General features: G+C 59.5%; 17 protein-coding genes and 1 pseudogene. 13 read left to right on the forward strand and 5 right to left on the reverse strand.

Annotated elements, in window-relative coordinates:
• Window positions 1-11 precede the first annotated feature (11 nt).
• From ABOC21_RS04610 to ABOC21_RS04635, 6 genes are all read left to right on the forward strand, one after another.
• On the forward strand, window positions 12-1,418 hold the full coding sequence (locus ABOC21_RS04610; RefSeq protein ID WP_426812095.1) for an LLM class flavin-dependent oxidoreductase: 1,407 nt from the start codon (window positions 12-14) through the stop codon (window positions 1,416-1,418).
• A complete protein-coding gene (locus ABOC21_RS04615) occupies window positions 1,415-2,434 on the forward strand; it encodes a methionine ABC transporter ATP-binding protein (RefSeq protein ID WP_426812096.1) in 1,020 nt (339 codons plus the stop codon). Before ABOC21_RS04610 ends, ABOC21_RS04615 begins: the two co-directional genes overlap by 4 nt.
• The gene (locus ABOC21_RS04620) at window positions 2,431-3,129 is read left to right on the forward strand and encodes a methionine ABC transporter permease (protein WP_426812097.1); all 699 of its coding nucleotides are present in this window, start codon (window positions 2,431-2,433) and stop codon (window positions 3,127-3,129) included. The genes ABOC21_RS04615 and ABOC21_RS04620 overlap by 4 nt, the downstream gene beginning before the upstream one ends.
• The gene (locus tag ABOC21_RS04625) at window positions 3,126-4,004 is read left to right on the forward strand and encodes a MetQ/NlpA family ABC transporter substrate-binding protein (RefSeq protein ID WP_133600423.1); all 879 of its coding nucleotides are present in this window, start codon (window positions 3,126-3,128) and stop codon (window positions 4,002-4,004) included. Before ABOC21_RS04620 ends, ABOC21_RS04625 begins: the two co-directional genes overlap by 4 nt.
• A 171-nt stretch (window positions 4,005-4,175) precedes the next feature.
• Entirely contained in the window at window positions 4,176-5,597 is a 1,422-nt protein-coding gene (locus ABOC21_RS04630) for an MFS transporter (RefSeq protein WP_426812098.1), read from the forward strand.
• 10 nt (window positions 5,598-5,607) lie between these two features.
• Complete coding sequence (locus ABOC21_RS04635; protein WP_426812565.1) at window positions 5,608-6,831, forward strand: acyl-CoA dehydrogenase family protein; 1,224 nt, start codon at window positions 5,608-5,610, stop codon at window positions 6,829-6,831.
• Window positions 6,832-6,872: 41 nt separating this feature from the next.
• Here the strand turns inward: ABOC21_RS04635 and ABOC21_RS04640 are convergent, their stop codons facing one another.
• The 5 genes from ABOC21_RS04640 to queF form a co-directional block, all read right to left on the reverse strand.
• Window positions 6,873-7,811: a sulfonate ABC transporter substrate-binding protein gene (locus ABOC21_RS04640; RefSeq protein WP_426812099.1), complete on the reverse strand. Its 939-nt coding sequence runs from the start codon at window positions 7,809-7,811 to the stop codon at window positions 6,873-6,875.
• A 155-nt stretch (window positions 7,812-7,966) separates the two neighbouring features.
• Window positions 7,967-9,334, reverse strand: coding sequence for an L-serine ammonia-lyase (locus tag ABOC21_RS04645; RefSeq protein WP_426812100.1), 1,368 nt, complete (start codon window positions 9,332-9,334; stop codon window positions 7,967-7,969).
• A gap of 57 nt (window positions 9,335-9,391) precedes the next feature.
• The gene (locus ABOC21_RS04650; protein ID WP_426812101.1) at window positions 9,392-10,681 is read right to left on the reverse strand and encodes an HAAAP family serine/threonine permease; all 1,290 of its coding nucleotides are present in this window, start codon (window positions 10,679-10,681) and stop codon (window positions 9,392-9,394) included.
• Between the two features lie 608 nt (window positions 10,682-11,289).
• The gene (ppnN, locus tag ABOC21_RS04655; protein WP_426812102.1) at window positions 11,290-12,657 is read right to left on the reverse strand and encodes a nucleotide 5'-monophosphate nucleosidase PpnN; all 1,368 of its coding nucleotides are present in this window, start codon (window positions 12,655-12,657) and stop codon (window positions 11,290-11,292) included.
• A gap of 114 nt (window positions 12,658-12,771) precedes the next feature.
• A complete protein-coding gene (gene queF, locus ABOC21_RS04660) occupies window positions 12,772-13,617 on the reverse strand; it encodes an NADPH-dependent 7-cyano-7-deazaguanine reductase QueF (protein WP_426812103.1) in 846 nt (281 codons plus the stop codon).
• A 68-nt stretch (window positions 13,618-13,685) separates the two neighbouring features.
• On the opposite strand from queF, the gene syd reads away from it, so the two are divergent.
• The 7 genes and pseudogenes from syd (at window position 13,686) to gudD (ending at window position 20,955) form a co-directional block, all read left to right on the forward strand.
• Window positions 13,686-14,231 carry a SecY-interacting protein gene (gene syd / locus ABOC21_RS04665; protein WP_426812104.1) on the forward strand — a complete coding sequence of 182 codons (546 nt, stop codon included), beginning with the start codon at window positions 13,686-13,688 and terminating at the stop codon, window positions 14,229-14,231.
• A gap of 631 nt (window positions 14,232-14,862) precedes the next feature.
• Complete coding sequence (locus ABOC21_RS04670; RefSeq protein ID WP_426812105.1) at window positions 14,863-15,192, forward strand: YqcC family protein; 330 nt, start codon at window positions 14,863-14,865, stop codon at window positions 15,190-15,192.
• Window positions 15,192-15,986, forward strand: a complete 795-nt coding sequence (truC, locus tag ABOC21_RS04675) for a tRNA pseudouridine(65) synthase TruC (protein WP_426812106.1) — start codon at window positions 15,192-15,194, stop codon at window positions 15,984-15,986. The genes ABOC21_RS04670 and truC overlap by 1 nt, the downstream gene beginning before the upstream one ends.
• A 2-nt stretch (window positions 15,987-15,988) precedes the next feature.
• Window positions 15,989-16,432 carry a flavodoxin gene (locus ABOC21_RS04680; protein WP_426812107.1) on the forward strand — a complete coding sequence of 148 codons (444 nt, stop codon included), beginning with the start codon at window positions 15,989-15,991 and terminating at the stop codon, window positions 16,430-16,432.
• A 469-nt stretch (window positions 16,433-16,901) separates the two neighbouring features.
• A complete protein-coding gene (locus tag ABOC21_RS04685; protein ID WP_426812108.1) occupies window positions 16,902-18,254 on the forward strand; it encodes an MFS transporter in 1,353 nt (450 codons plus the stop codon).
• A 2-nt stretch (window positions 18,255-18,256) separates the two neighbouring features.
• Window positions 18,257-19,596: pseudogene (locus ABOC21_RS04690) on the forward strand (enolase C-terminal domain-like protein).
• An 18-nt stretch (window positions 19,597-19,614) separates the two neighbouring features.
• Window positions 19,615-20,955 (forward strand): glucarate dehydratase, encoded by a 1,341-nt coding sequence (gene gudD / locus ABOC21_RS04695; protein ID WP_426812109.1) that lies wholly within the window; start codon window positions 19,615-19,617, stop codon window positions 20,953-20,955.
• Window positions 20,956-20,998: the final 43 nt, after the last annotated feature.

Raw genomic sequence — 20,998 nt, forward strand, 5'->3', positions numbered from 1 at the left:
GGAGAAGTGCTATGTCATCACAACGCGAAATTCGTCTTAATGCTTTTGATATGAACTGCGTCGGCCACCAGTCGCCGGGGCTGTGGACCCATCCGCGCGATCGCTCATGGCAGTACAAGGATCTGGACTACTGGGTTGACCTCGCGCGTCTGCTGGAGCGCGGTAAGTTCGACGGCCTGTTTATTGCCGACGTGCTGGGCATCTACGACGTGCTGAACGGCAACGGCGATGCCGCCATTCGCCAGGCGACGCAGGTGCCGGTGAACGATCCGCTGGCGCTGATTACCCCGATGGCGCTGGTGACGGAGCATCTTGGCTTTGGCCTGACCGCGTCGCTGTCGTTTGAGCACCCGTACCCGTTTGCTCGCCGCCTGTCGACCCTTGACCATCTGACCAAGGGCCGGGTGGGCTGGAATATCGTCACCTCATACCTGGAAAGCGGGGCGCGCAACATTGGTCATCAGGCGCAGACCGATCACGATGTGCGCTACGACTACGCCGACGAGTATCTCGACGTGGTCTATAAGCTGCTGGAAGGCAGTTGGGAAGACGGCGCGGTGCTGCGCGATCGTGAACGGGGGATCTTCAGCGATCCGCAAAAAATCCATCCGATCAACCACCAGGGCAACTTCTTCTCGGTGCCGGGCATCCACCTCTGCGAACCCTCGCCGCAGCGTACGCCGGTGCTCTATCAGGCCGGGGCATCGAGCCGCGGCAAGCAGTTTGCCGCCGGGCACGCCGAGTGCGTGTTTGTCGCCGCGCCGTCAAAAACGCTGCTTAAAAAGACCGTGGCCGACATTCGCCGCCGCGCCGCGGAGGCCGGGCGCGATCCGCGCAGCATCCTGATTTTTAACCTGCAAACGGTCATTGTCGGCGAAACCGACCGCGAGGCGCAGGCCAAATGGCAGGAGTATAAATCCTACGTCAGCTACGAGGGGGCGCTGGCGCTGATCTCCGGCTGGACCGGGATCGACTTCGGCCAGTATCAGCCGGATCAGGTACTGAAGTATCTACATACCAACGCCATTCAGTCGGCGGTCGAGGCCTTTTCCACCGCCGATCCGGACCGCCAGTGGACGGTGCAGGCGCTGGCCGACTGGGTAGGCATTGGCGGCTTTGGCCCGCTGATCGTCGGCAGCGCGCAAACCGTGGCCGACGAGCTGCAGTCGTGGGTCGAAGAGACCGATGTCGATGGTTTTAACCTCGCCTACGCCGTCACCCACGAAACCTTCCGCGACGTGGTGGATCTGCTTATTCCCGAGCTGCAAAAGCGCGGCGTCTTCAAGCAGGAGTACCGCGAAGGCACGCTGCGCGAAAAACTGTTCGGCGCCGGGCCGCGCCTGGTGGCCCCGCATCCGGGGGCCAGCTACCGGCGCGGCGTGCGCATCGACGCCGGGGCGGGGGAGAAGGTGACATGATCGAGATAGACGACCTGCATAAAAGCTACCGCACGGCGGACGGGCGGGTCAGCGAGGTGCTGAAAGGGCTGTCGCTGCGGGTGCCGACCGGCTCTATCACCGCGGTGGTGGGGCCAAGCGGCGCGGGTAAATCGACCCTTGCGCGCTGCATCAGTCTGCTGGAGCGCCCCGATAGCGGCAGCATCCGGGTTAACGGCAACGACCTGTCGCTGCTCGGCGGCGAGGCGCTGCGCCGCGAGCGGCGGGCGATCGGCACCGTTTTCCAGTCCTCGGCGCTGCTGAACCGCAAAACGGCGTGGCAAAATATCGCCCTGCCGCTGGAGTACCTCGGGGTGGTGGAGCGGGATGTTAAAACCCGGGTCGGCGAACTGCTGGAAAGCGTCGGCCTGAGCGATAAAGCGGACGCCTGGCCGGCCCAGCTCTCCGGCGGCCAGCGTCAGCGCATCGGCATCGCCCGCGCTCTGGCGCTGCGTCCTTCGGTGCTGCTGGCGGACGAAGCCACCTCCGGGCTGGACCCGCAGGCCACCGCCGCGGTGCTCAATCTGCTTAAACGCCTGCGCGATGAGTATCGCCTGGCGATCGTGCTGATTACCCACGAGATGGACGCGGTACGGGCGGCGGCGGATGCGGTGGCGGAAATTCGTGATGGCGCGATCCTCCAGTTCGGGCAGGTGAAAGAGCTGCTGGCGCGCCCGGATTCTCTGCTGGGCCAGCAGCTGCTGCCGCTCTCTCCGGTGGCGGCCCAGGGCGATCTGCTGTTGCGCCTGAGCTACCGCTGGGATGTGCCGGTGGCCACCGACTGGATCAGCCGCCTGAGCCAGCAGTTTGCGCTGCAGATCGACCTGCTCGGCGGCCACGTTGAGGTAATCAACGGCCGGCTGGCGGGGCGGCTGCAGGCGGGAGTGCGCTTTCAGGGCGAGCGCTTGTCGGCAGGTAGGATTCTGGCGCTGCTGGCGCAGCTCGGTATCGCGGCGGAGGTGCTTGACGGCGCGCCGGAACTTAAGGAGGCGGTATGAAACCTTCGGTAATCAGCCAGGATACCCCCTGGAGCGAGATCCATATGCTGCTGCTGCCCGCCTACGGCGAAACCTGGCTGATGGTGGCCATTGTAATGCTGTTTGTGGTGACCCTCGGCGGAGCGGTCGGGGTGGTGCTGTTCAACGCTTCGTCGCGGGGCCTGTTCCCGCATGCCGCGCTGTACCGGGTGCTGAACTGGGTGGTGAATATGGGGCGCTCTCTGCCGTTTCTGGTGCTGATGGCGGCGATTATTCCCTTCACCTTCTGGCTCACCGGGACAACGATCGGCATTCCTGCCGCCGTGGTGCCGATGATCGCCGCCGGAGTGCCGTTTTTCGGCCGGCTGGTGGAAAACGCCCTGCGCGAGCTGCCGGCGGAGGTCACCGCCGTGGGGATCGTCTGCGGCGGCTCGCGCTGGCAGATTATCCGCAGCGCCCAGCTGAGCGAAGCCCTGCCCGCGCTGGTGGCGGCGGTGACGCTCAACCTGGTGTCGATGATCGAATATTCCGCCATCGCCGGCACCATCGGCGCGGGAGGCATCGGCTATCTGGCGGTGGTGTACGGCTACCAGCGCTTCGACAATCACATCATGATCGCCACCATTATCGCGCTGATCGCCACTATCCAGCTGATTCAATTTTTCGGTGACCGTCTGGTCAACAAACTTCGCCACACGCAGGGGATCTCTTCATGACAACAGAACAGTTTGAGTTACGTAAGGCCCGCCGCTGGCCGTGGCTGGCGGCGCTGGTAGTGATTGTGGCGCTGGCCGTCGCCTTCTGGTGGTGGCGGGGAGAGGCCCGGTCGCAGCAGGTGGTGTTCGGCACCACCCTGAAAATTCACTATGAACCGGCGATGGCCGGCGAGCAGCGGATCATCGAGTACATTGGCGAGCATATCGCGCCGGATTACGGTCTCAAGCTGGAGGCGGTGGGGGTTCAGGATCCGGTGCAGGCGGATCGCGCGGTGGCGCAGGGGGAGTACGCCGGAACCATCTATCAGCATCAGTGGTGGCTGAAGCAGGTGGTGGACGCTAACGGCTTCGCGCTTTCCACCACGGTGCCGGTGTTCCAGTGGGCCTTTGGCATTTACTCCGATCGCTATAAATCGGTTAAGGATCTACCGAACGGGGCGACGATCGTGGTGCCGGACGATGGCGCCAACCAGGGACAGGCGCTGTGGCTGCTGCAGCGCATCGGCCTGATTACGCTCGACCCGGCGGTAGAGCCGCGCACGGCGAAGCTGAAAAATATCGTCGGCAACCCGCATCAGTTTAATTTCAAAGAGCTGGACCTGTTAACCATGCCGCGGGCGCTCAATTCGGTGGATGCGGCAATCGGCTACGTCTCGCAGTTTGATGCCGGAAAAGTATCGCGTGACAGAGGCATTTTATTCCCGCCGGCGCCGCGCACCTTCGCTTCGCAATTGGTCATCGGCACGCCTTATTTGTCGCAGGAGAATATCGTCAAATTAAAACAGGCGTTTTCCGACCCGCGAATTCAGAGCTGGCTGAAAACCACCGACGATCCGCTGGTGAAAGACGTGCTGGTGCCGGTTTCCGCCGAATAATCTGCGCCGCTGAGCGATCTCGCAGGACGGGCGAAGGCCCGTCCTGTTGTTGGCGTTTTATTTGATTAACTTATTGAATATATTGATTTTTATATGCGTATTTGTTGGTTCCACTTTATCAGCGGTCGGCCTATAACTGCGATCGTCTGCACAACATAATAAGGTGAAAACATGAGTACGCTGTCAGTTGATAATCCCGGTGCGGCCTCCGCGCCGGTGAGTAGCGTCGGGGACGTGGCGCGGCTAATTAATTCGGGCAAGGATCAGGCTAAATATGCGCGGATGATTGTCTTCCTCGCTCTCGGCGGCGTCTTCCTTGACGCCTATGATTTAACCACGCTCTCCTACGGCATCGACGACGTGGTGCGTGAATTCCAGCTCTCGCCGCTGCTGACCGGCCTGGTCACCTCATCCATTATGGTCGGCACCATTTTTGGCAACCTGATCGGCGGCTGGCTGACGGATAAATATGGCCGCTATTCGGTGTTTATGGCCGATATGCTGTTTTTTGTCGTCTCGGCTATCGCCGCGGGGCTGGCGCCCAACGTCTGGGTGCTGATCGGCGCCCGTTTCCTGATGGGTATCGGCGTCGGTATCGATCTGCCGGTCGCCATGTCCTACCTCGCTGAATTCTCCCGTTTTACCGGCAAAGGCAACAAGGCCTCGCGCCTCGCCGCCTGGTGCCCGATGTGGTACGCCGCCTCGACGGTCTGTTTTCTGATTATCTTCGGCCTCTATTTTCTGTTGCCAAAGGAGCATCTCGACTGGCTGTGGCGCGCCTCGCTGCTGTTTGGCGCGGTTCCGGCGCTGCTGATTATCGCCGTGCGCAGCAAATTTATGAATGAATCGCCGCTGTGGGCGGCAAACCAGGGAGATCTAACCTCGGCGGTGCGCATTCTGCGCGACTCTTACGGCATTGCCGCCCATGAAGCACCGGCTGAACGCCCCGCGCCGCCGCCGAAGGTGAGCTTCCGCGCGCTGTTTGCAAAGCCGTACCGCGAGCGCACCATCGTTGCCGGGGTGATGAATATCTGTATCTCCTTTGAGTACACCGCCATCGCCTTTTTCCTGCCGTCGATCCTCGCGCAGTTTCTCGGTGCCGGCGTGTTTGAAACCATCTCCGCTTCGCTGGGACTGAACGCGCTGTTTGCCTTTACCGGCGGGCTGCTGGGGATGCATCTGGCGTGGAAATATCCGTCGCGCCACGTGGCGATTGCCGGCTTCGCGCTGCAGTTTATCGCCCTGATTGTGCTTGCTCTGGTGGGTCAGCCGCAGGCCACCGTCGGCGTGGTGCTGGCGATTGCGATGCTTGGGCTGTGGCTGTTTGCCGAGGGCTTTGGCCCCGGCGCGCAGCTGATGATCTATCCGGCGCTCTCCTATCCAACCTCGATTCGCGCCACCGGCGTCGGCTTCAGCCGGGCGCTCTCAGGGATCGGCAGCGCGCTGGCGCTGTTCGTGCTGCCGCTGCTGCAGGCCTCCCTCGGCACGCAAATGTTCTGGGTGGTATCGCTGGCCGCCCTGATTCCGATCTTCTTCCTGCTTGCGGTTCGCCACGAGCCGACGCGTCACGACATTGACGATAGCCACCATTAAGGAACAGATGATGACACTACTTTCTACCGGTACCGATTACGAACAGCTGGCGGCGGCCTTTCGGCCGATTTTCTCGCGCATTGCGCAAGGGGCGGCCAGCCGCGAGCAGCAGCGTATTCTGCCCGAGGAGCCGATTCGCTGGCTGAAGGAGGCGGGATTCGGCACGCTGCGCATTCCGCGGGAAAAGGGCGGCTGGGGCGCGTCGCTGCCGCAGCTGATTGCCCTGCTGATTGAGCTGGCCGAGGCTGATTCAAACCTGCCGCAGGCGCTGCGCGCTCATTTTGCCTTTGTTGAGGACCGTCTGAATCAGCCCGATTCCGCGCAGCGCGATCGCTGGTTCCAGCGTTTTCGCGACGGGGAGCTGGTGGGCAGCGGCTGGACCGAAACGGGGGCGGTAAAGCTGGGGGAGGTGAATACTCAGGTGACGCCGGACAAGCGCGGCTGGCGGCTAAGCGGCGAGAAATTTTACAGCACCGGGACGCTGTACGCCGACTGGATTGACGTCTTTGCCCGCCGCAGCGACAACGGCGGCGACGTGATAGCGCTGGTCAGTACCGGGCAAAGCGGGGTGGAGCGCGAGGACGACTGGGACGGCTTTGGCCAGCGTCTGACCGGCAGCGGCACCACCCGCTTCCGGCAGGCGCAGGTTGAGCAGGAACATGTCTACGATTTTGCCGAGCGCTTTCGCTACCAGACCGCCTTCTATCAGCATATCTTACTGGCGACGCTGGCGGGTATCGGCCTGGCGGTAGAACGCGATGCCGCCGAAGGGGTGAAAAAACGCTCCCGTATGTACAGCCACGGCAATGCCGCCGTGCCGCGCGACGATCCTCAGGTGCTGCAGGTGGTCGGGCAGATCAGCAGCTGGGCGTGGGCAACCCGCGCGGCGGTGCTGCAGGCGGCGGAGTCTTTACAGCAGGCCTATATCGTTCACGCCAGCGGCGACGAGGCGCTGATTGCGCAGCGTAATCGTCTGGCGGAGGTTGAAGCGGCGCAGGCGCAGGTGATTGCCAGCGACTGGATACCGCGCGCGGCGACCGAGCTGTTTAACGCCCTCGGCGCGTCGGACACCCGGGTAGGCAAAGCGCTCGATCGCCACTGGCGCAACGCGCGCACGGTGGCGTCGCATAATCCGGTTATCTATAAAGCGCGCAATATCGGCAACTGGCTGGTCAACGGCGAAGCGCCGACCTTTATCTGGCAGATAGGCAACGGTGAGAAAACGCAGGGGTAAGGAAGGAAGGAGGCGACGGGGAAAACCGTCGCCGTTAAACACTATTTATCCTGCGACCAGGTGGCGCTGCGCACGTCCACTTTGACCGGCAGCAGGCCAACGCGGGTGAAGGTATCCGCCAGCGCCTGCTGTTCGTTATAGACCGCAGGCGTCATGCGTTCGGCGCCGTAGGGCAGGCGGGCGAGCGCTTTCAGCCAGATGGCCTTATCCAGCCCGGTTGAGGTCGCCAAAATCCCGGCAGCGTCGTCCTGATGGGCGTTAGCCCAGTCGCTGAGCTGGCGTAACTCATCCACCACCTGTTTTGCCGTATCCGGATGGTTTTCGGCAAATTTGCGGCTGGCGAGATAGAAAGTGTAGTGCGGCACCAGCCCTTCAGCGTTGCGGATCTGCCGCGCTTTGGCGTTAGTTTCGACTTCGGCAAGGTACGGGTCCCAGATAACCCAGGCATCAATGGCGCCGCGCTGGAAGGCGGCGCGGGCATCGGCCGGAGGCAGATAGACCGGCGTGATATCTTTATAGCTCAGCCCGGCTTTTTCCAGCGCGGCTACCAGCAGATAGTTGACGTCGGAGCCTTTATTCAGCCCCACGCGTTTGCCTTTCAGGTCGGCCACGCTGCGAATCGTCGAGTTTTCCGGCACCACGATGGCTTCGGTTTTGGGGTTCGCCGGGGAGTGGGCGAGATAGACCAGATCCGCCTGTGCTGCCTGCGCGAATGCCGGCGGAGCGTCGCCGGTGGCCGCCAGGTCGATACTGCCGACGTTCAGCCCTTCCAGCATCTGCGGACCGGCGGGAAACTCGATCCAGCGCACGGCGATCCCCTGTTTTTTGAAGGTCTCATCGAGGGTGCCGCGATATTTCAGCAGGGCGAAAATATTGGCTTTTTGATAGCCGATGTTAACGGTTTCCGGCGCCTGTGCCAGCGCGGAAGCAGAGAGGCCGAGCACCAGCGGCAGTACGGCCAGATGGAACCTTTTGGACATGATTTGTTCTCCTGTAGCGGTTAAGCGTAAGGTAACAAATTGCCCTTATAACCAATAAATAACTAAATTTTAGTCTATATAACAAAAATAGCGGTTGGCGCGGCGGGGAGGGCGGGGGAGTGCCCGGCAGGCGCGGCTGCCGGGCTGGAGCGGGCTTAATCGCAGGCGACGATCTTCATCGCCAGGCCGCCGCGCGACGTTTCGCGGTACTTGGCGTTCATATCCTTGCCGGTTTCGTACATCGTCTCGATAACCTTATCGAGGCACACGCGCGGTTCGCTGGTGCGGCGCAGCGCCATCCGCGCCGCGTTCACCGCCTTGACGGCGGCGATGGCGTTACGCTCGATGCACGGCACCTGAACCTGGCCGGCTACCGGGTCGCAGGTCAGGCCCAGGTTGTGCTCCATACCGATTTCCGCGGCGATGCACACCTGGCCCGGGCTGCCGCCCAGCAGCTCGGTTAAGCCGGCCGCCGCCATCGAACAGGCCACCCCGACCTCGCCCTGGCAGCCCACTTCGGCGCCGGAAATCGAGGCGTTCATCTTATACAGCGAGCCAATCGCGCTGGTCACCAGCAGGTAGCGCGCCAGCGAGTTGGCGTTAACCTTGCGGATAAACTTATCGTAGTAGGCCAGTACCGCTGGCACAATGCCGCAGGCGCCGTTGGTCGGCGCGGTGACCACGCGGCCGCCGGCGGCGTTCTCTTCGTTCACCGCCAGGGCGAACATATTGATCCAGTCAACCACCGCCATCGGGTCGCTGTTGGTATTGTCCTGGCTGACCAGCATTCGGCGCAGGGCGGCGGCACGGCGCGGAACCCGCAGCTTGCCCGGCAGCACCCCTTCGGTGCTGATGCCGCGCTCAATACCGCCGCTCATCACTTCCCAGACCGCGGCGAAGTGCTGCTCCAGCTCTTCTTTGCTGTGCAATGCCAGCTCGTTTTGCATCATCAGGCCGGAAAGCGAGAGCCCGCTTTCGCGGCAGTGTCTTTGCAGGTCGGCCGCATTTTTGTACGGATAAGGCACCACGGGCGGCGCTTCATTGGTCAGGCCGAAATGTTCTTCATCGACAATAAACCCGCCGCCGATGGAGTAGTAAGTCTGGGTATAGAGCACCTTGTCGCCGCCCAGGGCGGTAATGCGCATGCCGTTTTCATGCAGCGACAGGTTGTCGGCATGGAAATTCATGCAGCGGTCAACCGGGAAGTCGACTTCCTGCTGGCCGTTTGCCAGCATCAGGCGCCCGTGGGTGTTGACGTCCTGAATAAACGCAGGGATCGCGTCAATATCGACGCTATCGGGCATGTTGCCCGCCAGGCCCATAATAATCGCAATGTCGGTGTGGTGGCCTTTGCCGGTCAGGGAAAGGGAGCCGTATACGTCGACGATGACGGTGGTGACCCTGGCAAGCAGCCCGCGTGCGATAAGGTCGTCGGTGAACTGTTTGCCCGCTTTCATTGGCCCCACGGTGTGGGAGCTGGAAGGGCCAATGCCGATTTTAAAGATATCGAATACGCTGATCATGATGCACATCCAGAACTGTCGGAAAGCGCGCCGCCGGCGGGCGGCGCGAGGGGGAGATTAGCTGAACAGAGAGTAGAAAATTGCGGAGATAGCAATCAGACCCATCAGTACCACGAAGACGTTGCTGACGTGGCCGCTGTATTTGCGCATCGCCGGGACTTTCTGAATCGCGTACATCGGCATCAGGAACAGAATCATCGCGATAATCGGGCCGCCGAGGGTTTCGATCATCCCCAGAATGCTTGGGTTCAGCGTTGCCACGATCCAGGTGGTGACCAGCATGAACAGCGCGGTGATCTTGTTCAGCTTATTGATTTCGATGGTTTTACCTTTACCACGCAGGGATTTAATCACCATGCCGTTAAAGCCTTCACGAGCGCCCAGATAGTGGCCGAGGAAGGATTTGGTGATAGCAATCATCGCAATGATCGGCGCCATCCAGGCAATCAGCGGGGCGTTAAAGTGGTTCGCCAGGTAAGAGAGAATCGAAATGTTCTGAGCTTTCGCCGCCGCCAGGTCCGCCGGGGAGAGGCTCAGTACGCAGCTGAAGACGAAGAACATTACGGTGAGCACCATCATGATGTGCGCGCGAGCGAGGATGCTGGAGCATTTTTTCTCTGCGCCCTGACCGTACTCTTCACGCTTCGCCACGGCGAAGGAGGAGATGATCGGTGAGTGGTTAAAGGAGAAGACCATCACCGGAATCGCCAGCCACAGGGTCATCCACAGGCCGTTGCCGGTAGAGGTTGCGCTGCTCAGGGAGAGGGTTTCCAGCGCCGCGCCGTTCCATTCAGGGATCAGATACAGCGCCAGAATCATCAGGGCGACCACAAACGGGAACACCAGTACGCTCATCGCTTTAACAATCATCTGCTCACCGAAGCGCACGATGGTCATCATGCCGACGATCAGGATCAGCGAGAGGATCGCGCGCGGCGGCGGCGTCATGTGCAGCTGGTGCTGCATGAAGCTCTCGACGGTATTGGTAATCGCGACGCTATAAACCAGCAGAATCGGGTAGATAGCAAAGAAGTAGAGCAGGGTAATCAGCTTACCGGCGCCAACGCCAAAGTGTTCTTCGACGACTTCGGTGATGTCCTCGCCCGGATTCTTACCGGAAAGCACAAAACGGGTCATCCCGCGGTGGGCAAAGAAGGTCATCGGGAAAGCCAGAATAGCCATGATGATCAGGGGGATCAGGCCGCCGACCCCGGCGTTGATCGGCAGGAACAGAACGCCCGCGCCGATAGCCGTGCCGTACAGGCCCAGCATCCACATAGTGTCCGTTTTGCGCCATCCGCTGCGGGTTGCGCCCGAAACGATAGTGCTGGTTTGCGTGGTTTCCATCTGTATCTCCTGGAGGAAGCGACAAAAAATAATAAATAAAATCAATTAAGTAATATTAAATTCGTTTGTTTACGGTTTTTTCGTGATTTTCTCCGTAACAAGTGGGGCGGAAAGATACATTCATATTGGAAATCTATCAGTGATCTCGATCTCAATTGCAATAATCCACTTTCAAGGTGGGTATTTTTAGTCCAACAGTCTGTTTCTGATGTTCAGCCAGATATTTGTGGCGCGAAGGCTAACATTTGCAGCATATGAGATAAAAGCGTGGCGGCGTAATAACGAGGTTTTTGCTATTAAAATGGGATGTTCTCGATGTTTTAGCTCTCAAATATCTTTTTTGTGGTGATATTTGTTGCTGTTTTCGGAAAGGCAAACGATTGGCTTTGTGAAAATCTACAAAGCATTCACGGCTGAAATGAATTTCTGACAGGACGCGCAGGGAGGTCGGGGTCGGCAGATTATCGTGCTGGAGAGGCTGGAGAGCTGGAGAGCTGGAGAGCTGGAGAGCTGGAGAGCTGGAGGGTTGTAATGCAGACGTACAGCGTGCGGGATTGAATTGCCCGGGCAGGGCGTCAGCCGCCGCCCGGGAAGAGTTACAGCAGAGCTCAGGAGCCTATTTCATAGCAAGGAATATAGGCGCTGCCGCCCGGTAGCTTCATGCGGTGCTGGGCGACGAAGCCCTGCAGCAGATCGTCCATCCGGCGCATGATCTCCGCATCGCCGTGCAGCTTATAGGGGCCGTATTTTTCAATCGCCTGGATGCCGACCTCTTTGACGTTCCCGGCGACGATCCCGGAGAAGGCGCGGCGCAGATCCGCAGCCAGCACCTCTACCGGCTGATCCGGGTAGAGCTTGAGATTGGCCATATTTTCGTGCGTCGGCTCGAACGGCATCTGCAGGTCCGGCGAAATACGAATCGACCAGTTAAAGCTGTAGGCGTCATCGGTTTCCCGGCGGCTCTCTTTCACCAGCGGCATCGCTTTCTTCAGCTGACGCGCAACTTCGCTGGCGTCGTCAATGATAATCCGGTAGTGGCGGCGCGCCGATTCGCCCATGGTGTGGACGATGAACTCATCCAGCACGCGGAAATAGTTCGCGCTCTCTTTTGGTCCGGTGAGGATCAGCGGCAGGACCTGCGACTTGTTGGCCGGGTGCATCAGAATGCCCAGCAGATAGAGCAGCTCTTCCGCCGTCCCCACCCCGCCCGGGAAGATAATGATACCGTGGGCAATACGCACGAACGCCTCGAGGCGTTTTTCGATATCCGGCATGATGATCAGTTCGTTCACCAGCGGGTTCGGCGGCTCGGCGGCAATAATCGAAGGTTCGGTCATGCCGATAAAGCGGCTGTCTTTGTAGCGCTGCTGGGCATGACCGACCGCGGCGCCTTTCATCGGCGCTTCCATCGCTCCCGGGCCGCAGCCGGTGCAGATATTCAGCTCGCGCAGGCCGAGCTGGGTCCCGACGCGGCGGGCGTAGAGATATTCGGTCTCATTAATCGAGTGGCCGCCCCAGCAGACGATCATATTTGGCGCTTCGCCGACGTGCAGGGCGCGGGCGTTACGCAGAATCGAGAACACCAGGTTGGTGATATGCACCGAACTTTCGAGGTCGAGGTTCGGCAGACGAACGGTATTATGAATCTGCCCGTAAACGAACAGGATGTCGCGCAGCACGGCAAACAGGTTGGCCTGCAGGGAACGGATAATACGCCCGTCAACGAACGCCTCTTCCGGCGGGTTGATCAGTTCCAGCTTCACGCCGCGTTCGCGACGCAGCACGTTAATATCGAAGTTTTCAAAACGAGACAGCAGCTCTTTGCTGTTATCGGTCAGGCTCCCCGAGTTGAGCACGGCAAGCGAACAGTTGCGAAAGAGTTGATACAGGTCGCTGCTGGCGGTGCGTTTAAGCATATCCACTTCCAGCTGTGACAGCATATCCATTGAACCAAGCGGGCTAACATGTGTAATCAAGTGAACTCCTTAACAGGACGATTATCGTCTTCCTGTGATTACAATAGCCTTGCCTGCGGCGTTTCCACAACCTTGCGTACGCGTGAACGCACGCAAAGTTGTGAAAATTCTTTACTACTGGCGCGCCAGGCGAGCGATAGCCGGAACAAAGTCCGCGTTGCTGCGCCACGGGTTGATGTCGAGGCCGCCGCGGCGGGTATAGCGGGCGTAGACGGAGAGCGATTGCGGCCGGCAGAAGCGCAGGAGGTCGTTGAAGATCCGCTCGACGCACTGCTCGTGAAACTCGTTGTGATGGCGGAACGAGACCAGGTAGCGCAGCAGCTTTTCGCGATCGATTTTTGGCCCACGATAATGGATTTGCACCGAACCCCAGTCCGGCTGATGGGTGATCAGGCAGTTGGATTTCAGCAGATGGCTTACCAGCGTCTCTTCGACGATGTTGTCGCCGGCGGCGCCCAGCAGGTAGTCGGTGCTGAATTCATAGTTATCGATCGCGATATCCTGATCGTCGATGCAGGTGCCGTGCAGATGGGCCACCGGCTGGCCTTCGAGTTCGTCGAGGCGATAAAGCGCAACCGTCACCTCGCCCTGGGCGCAGGCGCTAAGGTCGCGCGTCAGGGTCGCCTGCACCTCCTGCCAGTCGGCGAAGCGGGTCTGGTTAAAGCTGTTGAGATAGAGCTTAAAGCTCTTGGACTCCACCAGGTTCACGCTGGTATCGCTCAGCTCGACGTGGCCCACCGCCACCTGCGGCAGGCCTTTTGCGTTCAGCCAGGAGAGTTCGTACAACGTCCAGATATCGCCGCCGTGGAAGGGCAGGCTGTCGGCGTGGAGGCCGAGCGGGTCGCGGTTCAGGCTGCGCGGCACGCCCTGCAGCAGGGATGCGTCGTAGGTATCGCGGTAATCGGTTGATTTACCGAGCGTCAGGCCGGCCAGAGCCTGATGATTCTCATAAGAAGACATGTTTCACCATAGTAAAGCGGGTACACTATTTGCTAAGTGTATCCTGGCTAACGTGAAGAGATAAACCGGTGGACAATCAGACCGCAGAAGCGCTGCAAGCATTTACCCAACGTTATTGCGACGCCTGGCAGCAGCAGCGCGCAAGCCTGCCGCGCAGCGAAGAGCTTTACGGCATCCCGTCGCCCTGCATCAGCTCGACGGACGCCGACGCTGTTTTCTGGCAACCGCAGCCCTTTTCCCTCGCCGCCAATATCAGCGCGGTTGAAAGGGCCCTGGATATTGTGGTACAACCGCCGGCTCATAGTTTTTATACCACCCAGTTTGCCGGCGATATGCAGGCGCGCTTTGCCGGTGAAACGATGACCCTGCTGCAAACCTGGAGCCCGGATGACTTCCAGCGCATGCAGGAAAATCTGATTGGTCATCTGGTGGTGCAAAAACGCCTCAAGCTGTCGCCGACGCTGTTTATCGCCACGCTGGACAGCGAGCTGGAGGTTATTTCCGTTTGTAACCTGAGGGGCGAAGTCCTCAAAGAGACGCTCGGCACGCGCAAGCGTACGACCCTTGCTCCCTCCATTGCGAGTTTTCTGAACCAGCTTGAGCCGGTTGTTTAACCCGTCCTGCCTGCGCATTTGTGAGAGATCTCTTACAAGACCTGTAAGAGATCGTCATCATTTAAGTCATTTTTCAACTTTTTAATTTTTAATAAACAAAATAAATTCAATTGGTTAGGTTTTATATCGTCTTTTCCAGTGGTGACTAATCTTAAGAGATTGTCGTATGAAGGCTTGTAAGACGAGGCGGAATCAGGGATCCTATCTACGTCGACAGGAAGTCGCGAAATGAAGTGAACATCAGGATGATGACGCTTCTGCAGGACCCGCCGGGAAGGCGCAGCAAGGACAGGCTTCAGGATGAAGCACAGGATAACGCAGGATTGCGTAAAGGACACCTCCAGGATGGAGAACGTGAGCCGCTCATGATGAACGGTGGATCAGGAAGATCGGGATAGACTTAAGGACAGGTAATTTCACATCGGGGTGGTGTGAAAGCAGGACGCACTGGTTTATGGATGAACATGGTCAGGAGACCTCAGGAAAAGTTTTCACGGACGAGCAGGGAGCACCAATGTAGCCGGATTGCTGCGAAACGAACCGGGAGCACTGTTTATACAGTGCTCCCTTTTTTTATTTCTCTTCTGAATTTGCTATTCTGCGCCGGTTTACAACTCATCGAGGTTCCCCCATGACTCTTCACCTCAGCGTGCGCGCGCGCCTGCATGCTATTGAAGCGCTGCTGCGCGACACGCGGTACTGGCAGGAAAACGCGCCGCAAAGCAGCGCCTTTGCCAGCGACAGCCCGTTCTGCATGGATACCATGGAGCCGCTGGAGTGGCTGCAGTGGGTGCTGCTCCCTCGTATGCATCAGCTGCTGGATGGCGAGCAGCCGCTGCCGCAGAGTTTTGCCGTCTCGCCTTATTATGAGATGGCCCTTGATGCCGCCCATCCGCTGCGCGAGCGCGTGCTGGCCGAGCTGCTGCTGCTCGATGCCCTCTTTGCGAGCGACAACGCCTGATGCTGGAAATTATCTATCAGGACGAGTGGCTGGTGGCGGTCAATAAGCCTTCCGGCTGGCTGGTCCACCGCAGCTGGCTGGATCGCGACGAGAAAGTGGTGGTTATGCAAACGGTGCGTGACCAGCTCGGCCAGCACGTCTTTACCGCCCATCGTCTCGACAGACCGACCTCCGGCGTTCTGCTGATGGGGCTATCGAGCGAGGCGGGAAGGCGGCTGTCGCAGCAGTTTGAACAGCACCAGATGCAAAAACGCTACCACGCCATTGCCCGCGGCTGGCTGACCGAAGAGGCGCTGCTCGATTATCCGCTGGTTGAAGAGCTGGATAAAATCGCCGATAAATTTGCGCGCGAAGATAAAGGCCCGCAGCCGGCGATGACCCACTATCGTGGCCTGGCGACGGTGGAAATGCCGGTCGCCACCGGACGTTATCCGACGACGCGCTACAGCCTGGTTGAACTGGAACCTAAAACGGGACGTAAGCACCAGCTGCGCCGCCATCTCTCCCACCTGCGCCACCCGATTATCGGCGACAGCAAGCATGGCGATCTGCGGCAGAACCGCAGCGCGGCTGAAAACTTTGCCTGCGACCGCCTGATGCTGCACGCCAGCCAGCTCTCGTTAACCCATCCGTTTACCGGCGAGCCGCTGGTCATTCGCGCCGGCCTGGACGATGTGTGGATGCGGGCGCTGTCGCAGTTTGGCTGGCGCGGCCTTCTGCCGCTAAATGAAAGGGTTGAGTTTGCTGACGACAGCGGTCAGGATGAACGAATTGAGGTCAATCCAGGGAGATAAACATGGCAGAAGTCGGGATTTTTGTCGGTACGATGTACGGTAACGCGCTGCTGGTCGCAGAAGAAGCTGAAGCCATTTTGAGCGGTCTGGGCCATAAAGCGAAGGTGTTCGAAGATCCGCAAGTTCAGGACTGGGAACCCTATAGCGGAAAATACGTGCTGGTCGTGACGTCAACGACCGGGCAGGGCGATCTGCCGGATAGCATCGTCCCGCTGTACGAAGGCATTAAGGATATGTACCAGCCGCACCTGCGCTACGGCATCATCGCGCTCGGCGATAGCACCTACGCTAACTTCTGCGGCGGCGGCAAAACCTTTGATGCGCTGCTGCAGGAGCAGGGCGCAAAGCGCGTCGGCGACATGCTGCTGATTGACGCCAGCGAAGACCCGGAGCCCGAAAGCGTCTCCAACTCGTGGGTTGAACAGTGGGCGACCCTACTCGAATAGGCGGACGCAAAGCGACGCTCTCTACGTAGAGGGCGTCCCTTCTGCAGGCCCGCGCCGGATAAACGCTCAACGGGATCGTACCCGCGCCCGCTCGCCGGGGGTCAGGCATCTGCCTGATAACCTTTTCAATAACGCGGTTTTTTTCCGGCGGTTTCACCGGGTCAAGAGAGATATTTCACACTCCTGTCGTTTGCGTCGTCGCCGATCGCGCCAGGCGGCGACTGCTTTTCATTTCCGTGAACTACCCCCCATCTGATTAGGCATAAGCCATAAATCGATTTCAGCACGTCCCGCAAAGCTGTGTATGTGCACGGTGAGCCGGCCAGGTCCTCTTTTTATACTTTCCCTGCCAGTTTGAAAAAGCAAAATGCCGGATAAAACGAAAACACCAACACGTCATTCTGACTACCCTACAGGTTGTGCTGTTCAGAATGAACGTAGCTAATTGCTATGATTCAGGAGTGCAACAATGAGTACATTAAGTCAGGCGGCGAGCGGCGCGGAAAAACGCACCAACGCCCGCTACTGGATAGTGGTGATGCTGTTTATCGTCACCTCTTTTAACTACGGCGATCGCGCGACGCTATCGATTGCCGGCTCGGAAATGGCCAAAGATATTGGCCTCGACGCGGTGGGCATGGGCTACGTTTTTTCAGCGTTCTCATGGGCCTACGTCATTGGACAGATCCCCGGCGGTTGGCTGCTCGATCGCTTCGGCTCAAAGCGGGTCTATTTTTGGTCGATCTTCATTTGGTCGATGTTTACTCTCCTGCAGGGCTTCGTCGATATCTTTAGCGGTTTCGGCATTATTGTCGCCCTGTTTACCCTACGCTTTCTGGTTGGGCTGGCGGAGTCTCCCTCTTTTCCCGGCAACAGCCGCATCGTTGCCGCCTGGTTCCCGGCGCAGGAGCGGGGCACGGCGGTGGCTATTTTCAACTCCGCGCAATACTTCGCCACCGTCATCTTCGCGCCGATCATGGGCTGGTTAACCCATGAGGTCGGCTGGTCCCACGTCTTCTTCTTTATGGGCGGATTGGGGATCGTGATTAGCTTCGTGTGGCTGAAAGTGATCCACGAGCCGAATCAACATCCCGGCGTCAACAAGAAGGAGCTGGAGTACATTGCCGAAGGCGGCGCGCTGATCAATATGGATCAGAAGAAAAGCGCGCAGAAAGTTTCGTTCAGTGAAAAATGGGATCAGATCAGGCAGCTGATCGGATCGCGCATGATGGTCGGGATCTACATCGGCCAGTACTGCATCAACGCGCTGACCTACTTCTTTATCACCTGGTTCCCGGTCTATCTGGTGCAGGCGCGTGGCATGTCGATTCTGAAAGCCGGCTTTGTCGCCTCCGTGCCCGCCATCTGCGGTTTTGCCGGCGGCGTGCTGGGCGGCATTATCTCCGACTGGCTGATGCGCCGCACCGGCTCGCTGAACATTGCCCGCAAAACTCCCATCGTGCTCGGCATGCTGCTGTCGATGGTGATGGTGTTCTGTAACTACGTTAACGCGGAATGGATGATTATCGGCTTTATGGCGATGGCCTTCTTCGGCAAGGGCATCGGCGCGCTGGGCTGGGCGGTGATGGCGGATACCGCCCCGAAAGAGATCAGCGGCCTCTCCGGCGGCCTGTTCAACATGTTCGGCAACATCTCCGGCATCGTCACGCCTATCGCGATCGGCTACATCGTCGGCACCACGGGCTCGTTCAACGGCGCGCTGATTTATGTCGGGATACATGCGCTGGTGGCGGTGCTGAGCTACCTGGTGCTGGTGGGGGATATTAAACGCATCGAACTGAAACCTGTTGGGGAACGCTAACGATGAATACTCAATCTACTCCGATCGTCACCGACATGAAGGTGATCCCGGTTGCCGGGCATGACAGTATGCTGCTGAATATTGGCGGCGCGCACAGCGCCTGGTTTACCCGCAATATTGTGGTACTCACCGACAGCGCGGGCAACACCGGTATCGGCGAGGCCCCCGGCGGCGAGGTGATCTATCAGACGCTGGTGGACGCTATTCCGCAGGTGCTGGGGCAGGAGATTGCGCGCCTGAACAAAGTGGTTCAGCAGGTGCATAAAGGCAATCAGGCGGCGGATTTCGACACCTTCGGTAAAGGCGCCTGGACCTTTGAGCTGCGGGTTAACGCGGTGGCGGCGCTGGAAGCTGCGCTGCTGGATCTGCTGGGCAAAGCGCTGAATGTTCCGGTCTGCGAACTGCTGGGGCCGGGTAAACAGCGCGACGCGGTCACCGTTCTCGGCTATCTCTTCTATATCGGCGATCGCAATAAAACGGATCTGCCGTATCTGGAGACCACTCCGGGCCAGCATGACTGGTACCACCTGCGGCATCAGGAGGCGCTGAGCGGCGAAGCGGTGGTCCGCCTCGCCGAAGCCGCCCAGGATCGCTACGGCTTTAAAGATTTCAAGCTTAAGGGCGGCGTGCTGCCGGGCGAGCGGGAGATTGACACAGCTCGCGCGCTGAAAAAACGCTTCCCGGATGCGCGTATTACCGTCGATCCGAACGGCGCCTGGCTGCTGGATGAGGCCATTGAACTGTGCAAAGGCCTGCAGGATGTGCTGACCTACGCCGAAGATCCCTGCGGCGCCGAACAGGGATTTTTCGGTCGGGAAGTGATGGCGGAATTCCGCCGCGCCACCGGCCTGCCGGTGGCAACCAATATGATTGCCACTAACTGGCGTGAAATGGGGCACGCGGTGATGCTCAATGCGGTGGATATCCCGCTCGCCGATCCGCACTTCTGGACGCTATCCGGCGCGGTGCGTGTTGCGCAGCTGTGCGATGATTGGGGGCTGACGTGGGGCTGCCACTCAAATAACCACTTCGACATTTCTCTGGCCATGTTTACCCATGTCGGCGCGGCGGCGCCGGGCAATCCGACCGCCATCGATACTCACTGGATTTGGCAGGAGGGCGACTGCCGCCTGACCAAAAATCCGCTGCAGATTGAAAACGGCAGAATTGCCGTGCCGGACGCGCCGGGTCTGGGCGTGGAGTGGACTGGGAGCAGGTGCAAAAAGCGCACGAGGCCTATAAGACGCTGCCCGGAGGGGCGCGAAACGACGCAGGGCCGATGCAGTACCTGATCCCGGGGTGGAAATTTGACCGCAAACGTCCCGTTTTCGGCCGCGATTAATTAGAAAAGGATTAAATCATGACGACGCAATTCTCAACGCCGGTAGTCGCTTCTATGCAGGTTATCCCGGTGGCCGGCCACGACAGCATGCTGATGAATCTCAGCGGCGCGCACGCCCCGTACTTCACCCGCAATATTGTGATTATTAAAGATAACTCGGGTCATACCGGGGTGGGCGAAATTCCTGGCGGCGAGAAGATCCGCCAGACGCTGGAGGAGGCCGCGGCGCTGGTGGTCGGCAAAACTCTCGGCGAATATAAAAACGTGCTCGGCGCCGTTCGCCAGCAGTTTGCCGATCGCGATGCCGGCGGCCGCGGTTTGCAAACCTTCGACCTGCGTACCACTATTCATGTAGTGACCGGGATTGAAGCGGCGCTGCTGGACCTGCTTGGCCAGCACCTCGGCGTGAACGTGGCTTCGCTGCTGGGCGACGGGCAGCAGCGCAGCGAAGTGGAAATGCTCGGCTACCTGTTCTTCGTCGGCAATCGCCAGGCCACGCCGCTGGCCTATCAGAGCCAGACGGATGAGAAGTGCGACTGGTACCGGCTGCGCCACGAAGAGGCTATGACCCCGGACGCCGTCGTGCGCCTGGCGGAAGCGGCCTACGAAAAGTATGGCTTCAACGATTTCAAACTCAAAGGCGGCGTGCTGGCCGGCGAGGAGGAGGCCGAGTCCATCGTCGCGCTGGCGAAACGTTTCCCGCAGGCGCGGGTGACGCTTGACCCGAACGGCGCCTGGCTGCTCGACGAGGCCATCGCCATCGGCAAAGCGCTGAAAGGGGTGCTGGCCTATGCGGAAGATCCGTGCGGGGCCGAGCAGGGCTACTCCGGCCGTGAGGTGATGGCGGAATTCCGCCGCGCCACCGGTCTGCCAACGGCGACCAATATGATTGCCACCGACTGGCGGCAGATGGGGCACACCCTGTCGCTGCAGTCGGTTGATATCCCGCTGGCCGATCCGCACTTCTGGACCATGCAGGGTTCGGTTCGCGTGGCCCAGATGTGCCATGAGTTTGGCCTGACCTGGGGCTCGCATTCGAACAACCATTTTGATATCTCGCTGGCGATGTTCACCCACGTCGCGGCGGCGGCGCCGGGTAAGGTCACCGCCATTGATACCCACTGGATCTGGCAGGAAGGGAACCAGCGTTTGACCCGACAACCTTTTGAGATCAAAGGTGGTATGGTGCAGGTACCGTCGACGCCTGGCCTTGGCGTAGAGCTCGATATGGACCGCGTTATGCAGGCTAATGAACTGTATAAAAAGCACGGTCTGGGCGCTCGCGACGATGCGATGGCGATGCAGTATCTGATCCCCGAGTGGACGTTTGACAACAAGCGCCCGTGCATGGTGCGCTGAGGACAAACCGGTTCCTGCGGGAGCCGGTCGCTTTTGGATCGCT

It is taken from the genome of Klebsiella sp. WOUb02, assembly GCF_050058015.1.
Taxonomy (GTDB): Bacteria; Pseudomonadota; Gammaproteobacteria; order Enterobacterales; family Enterobacteriaceae; genus Klebsiella.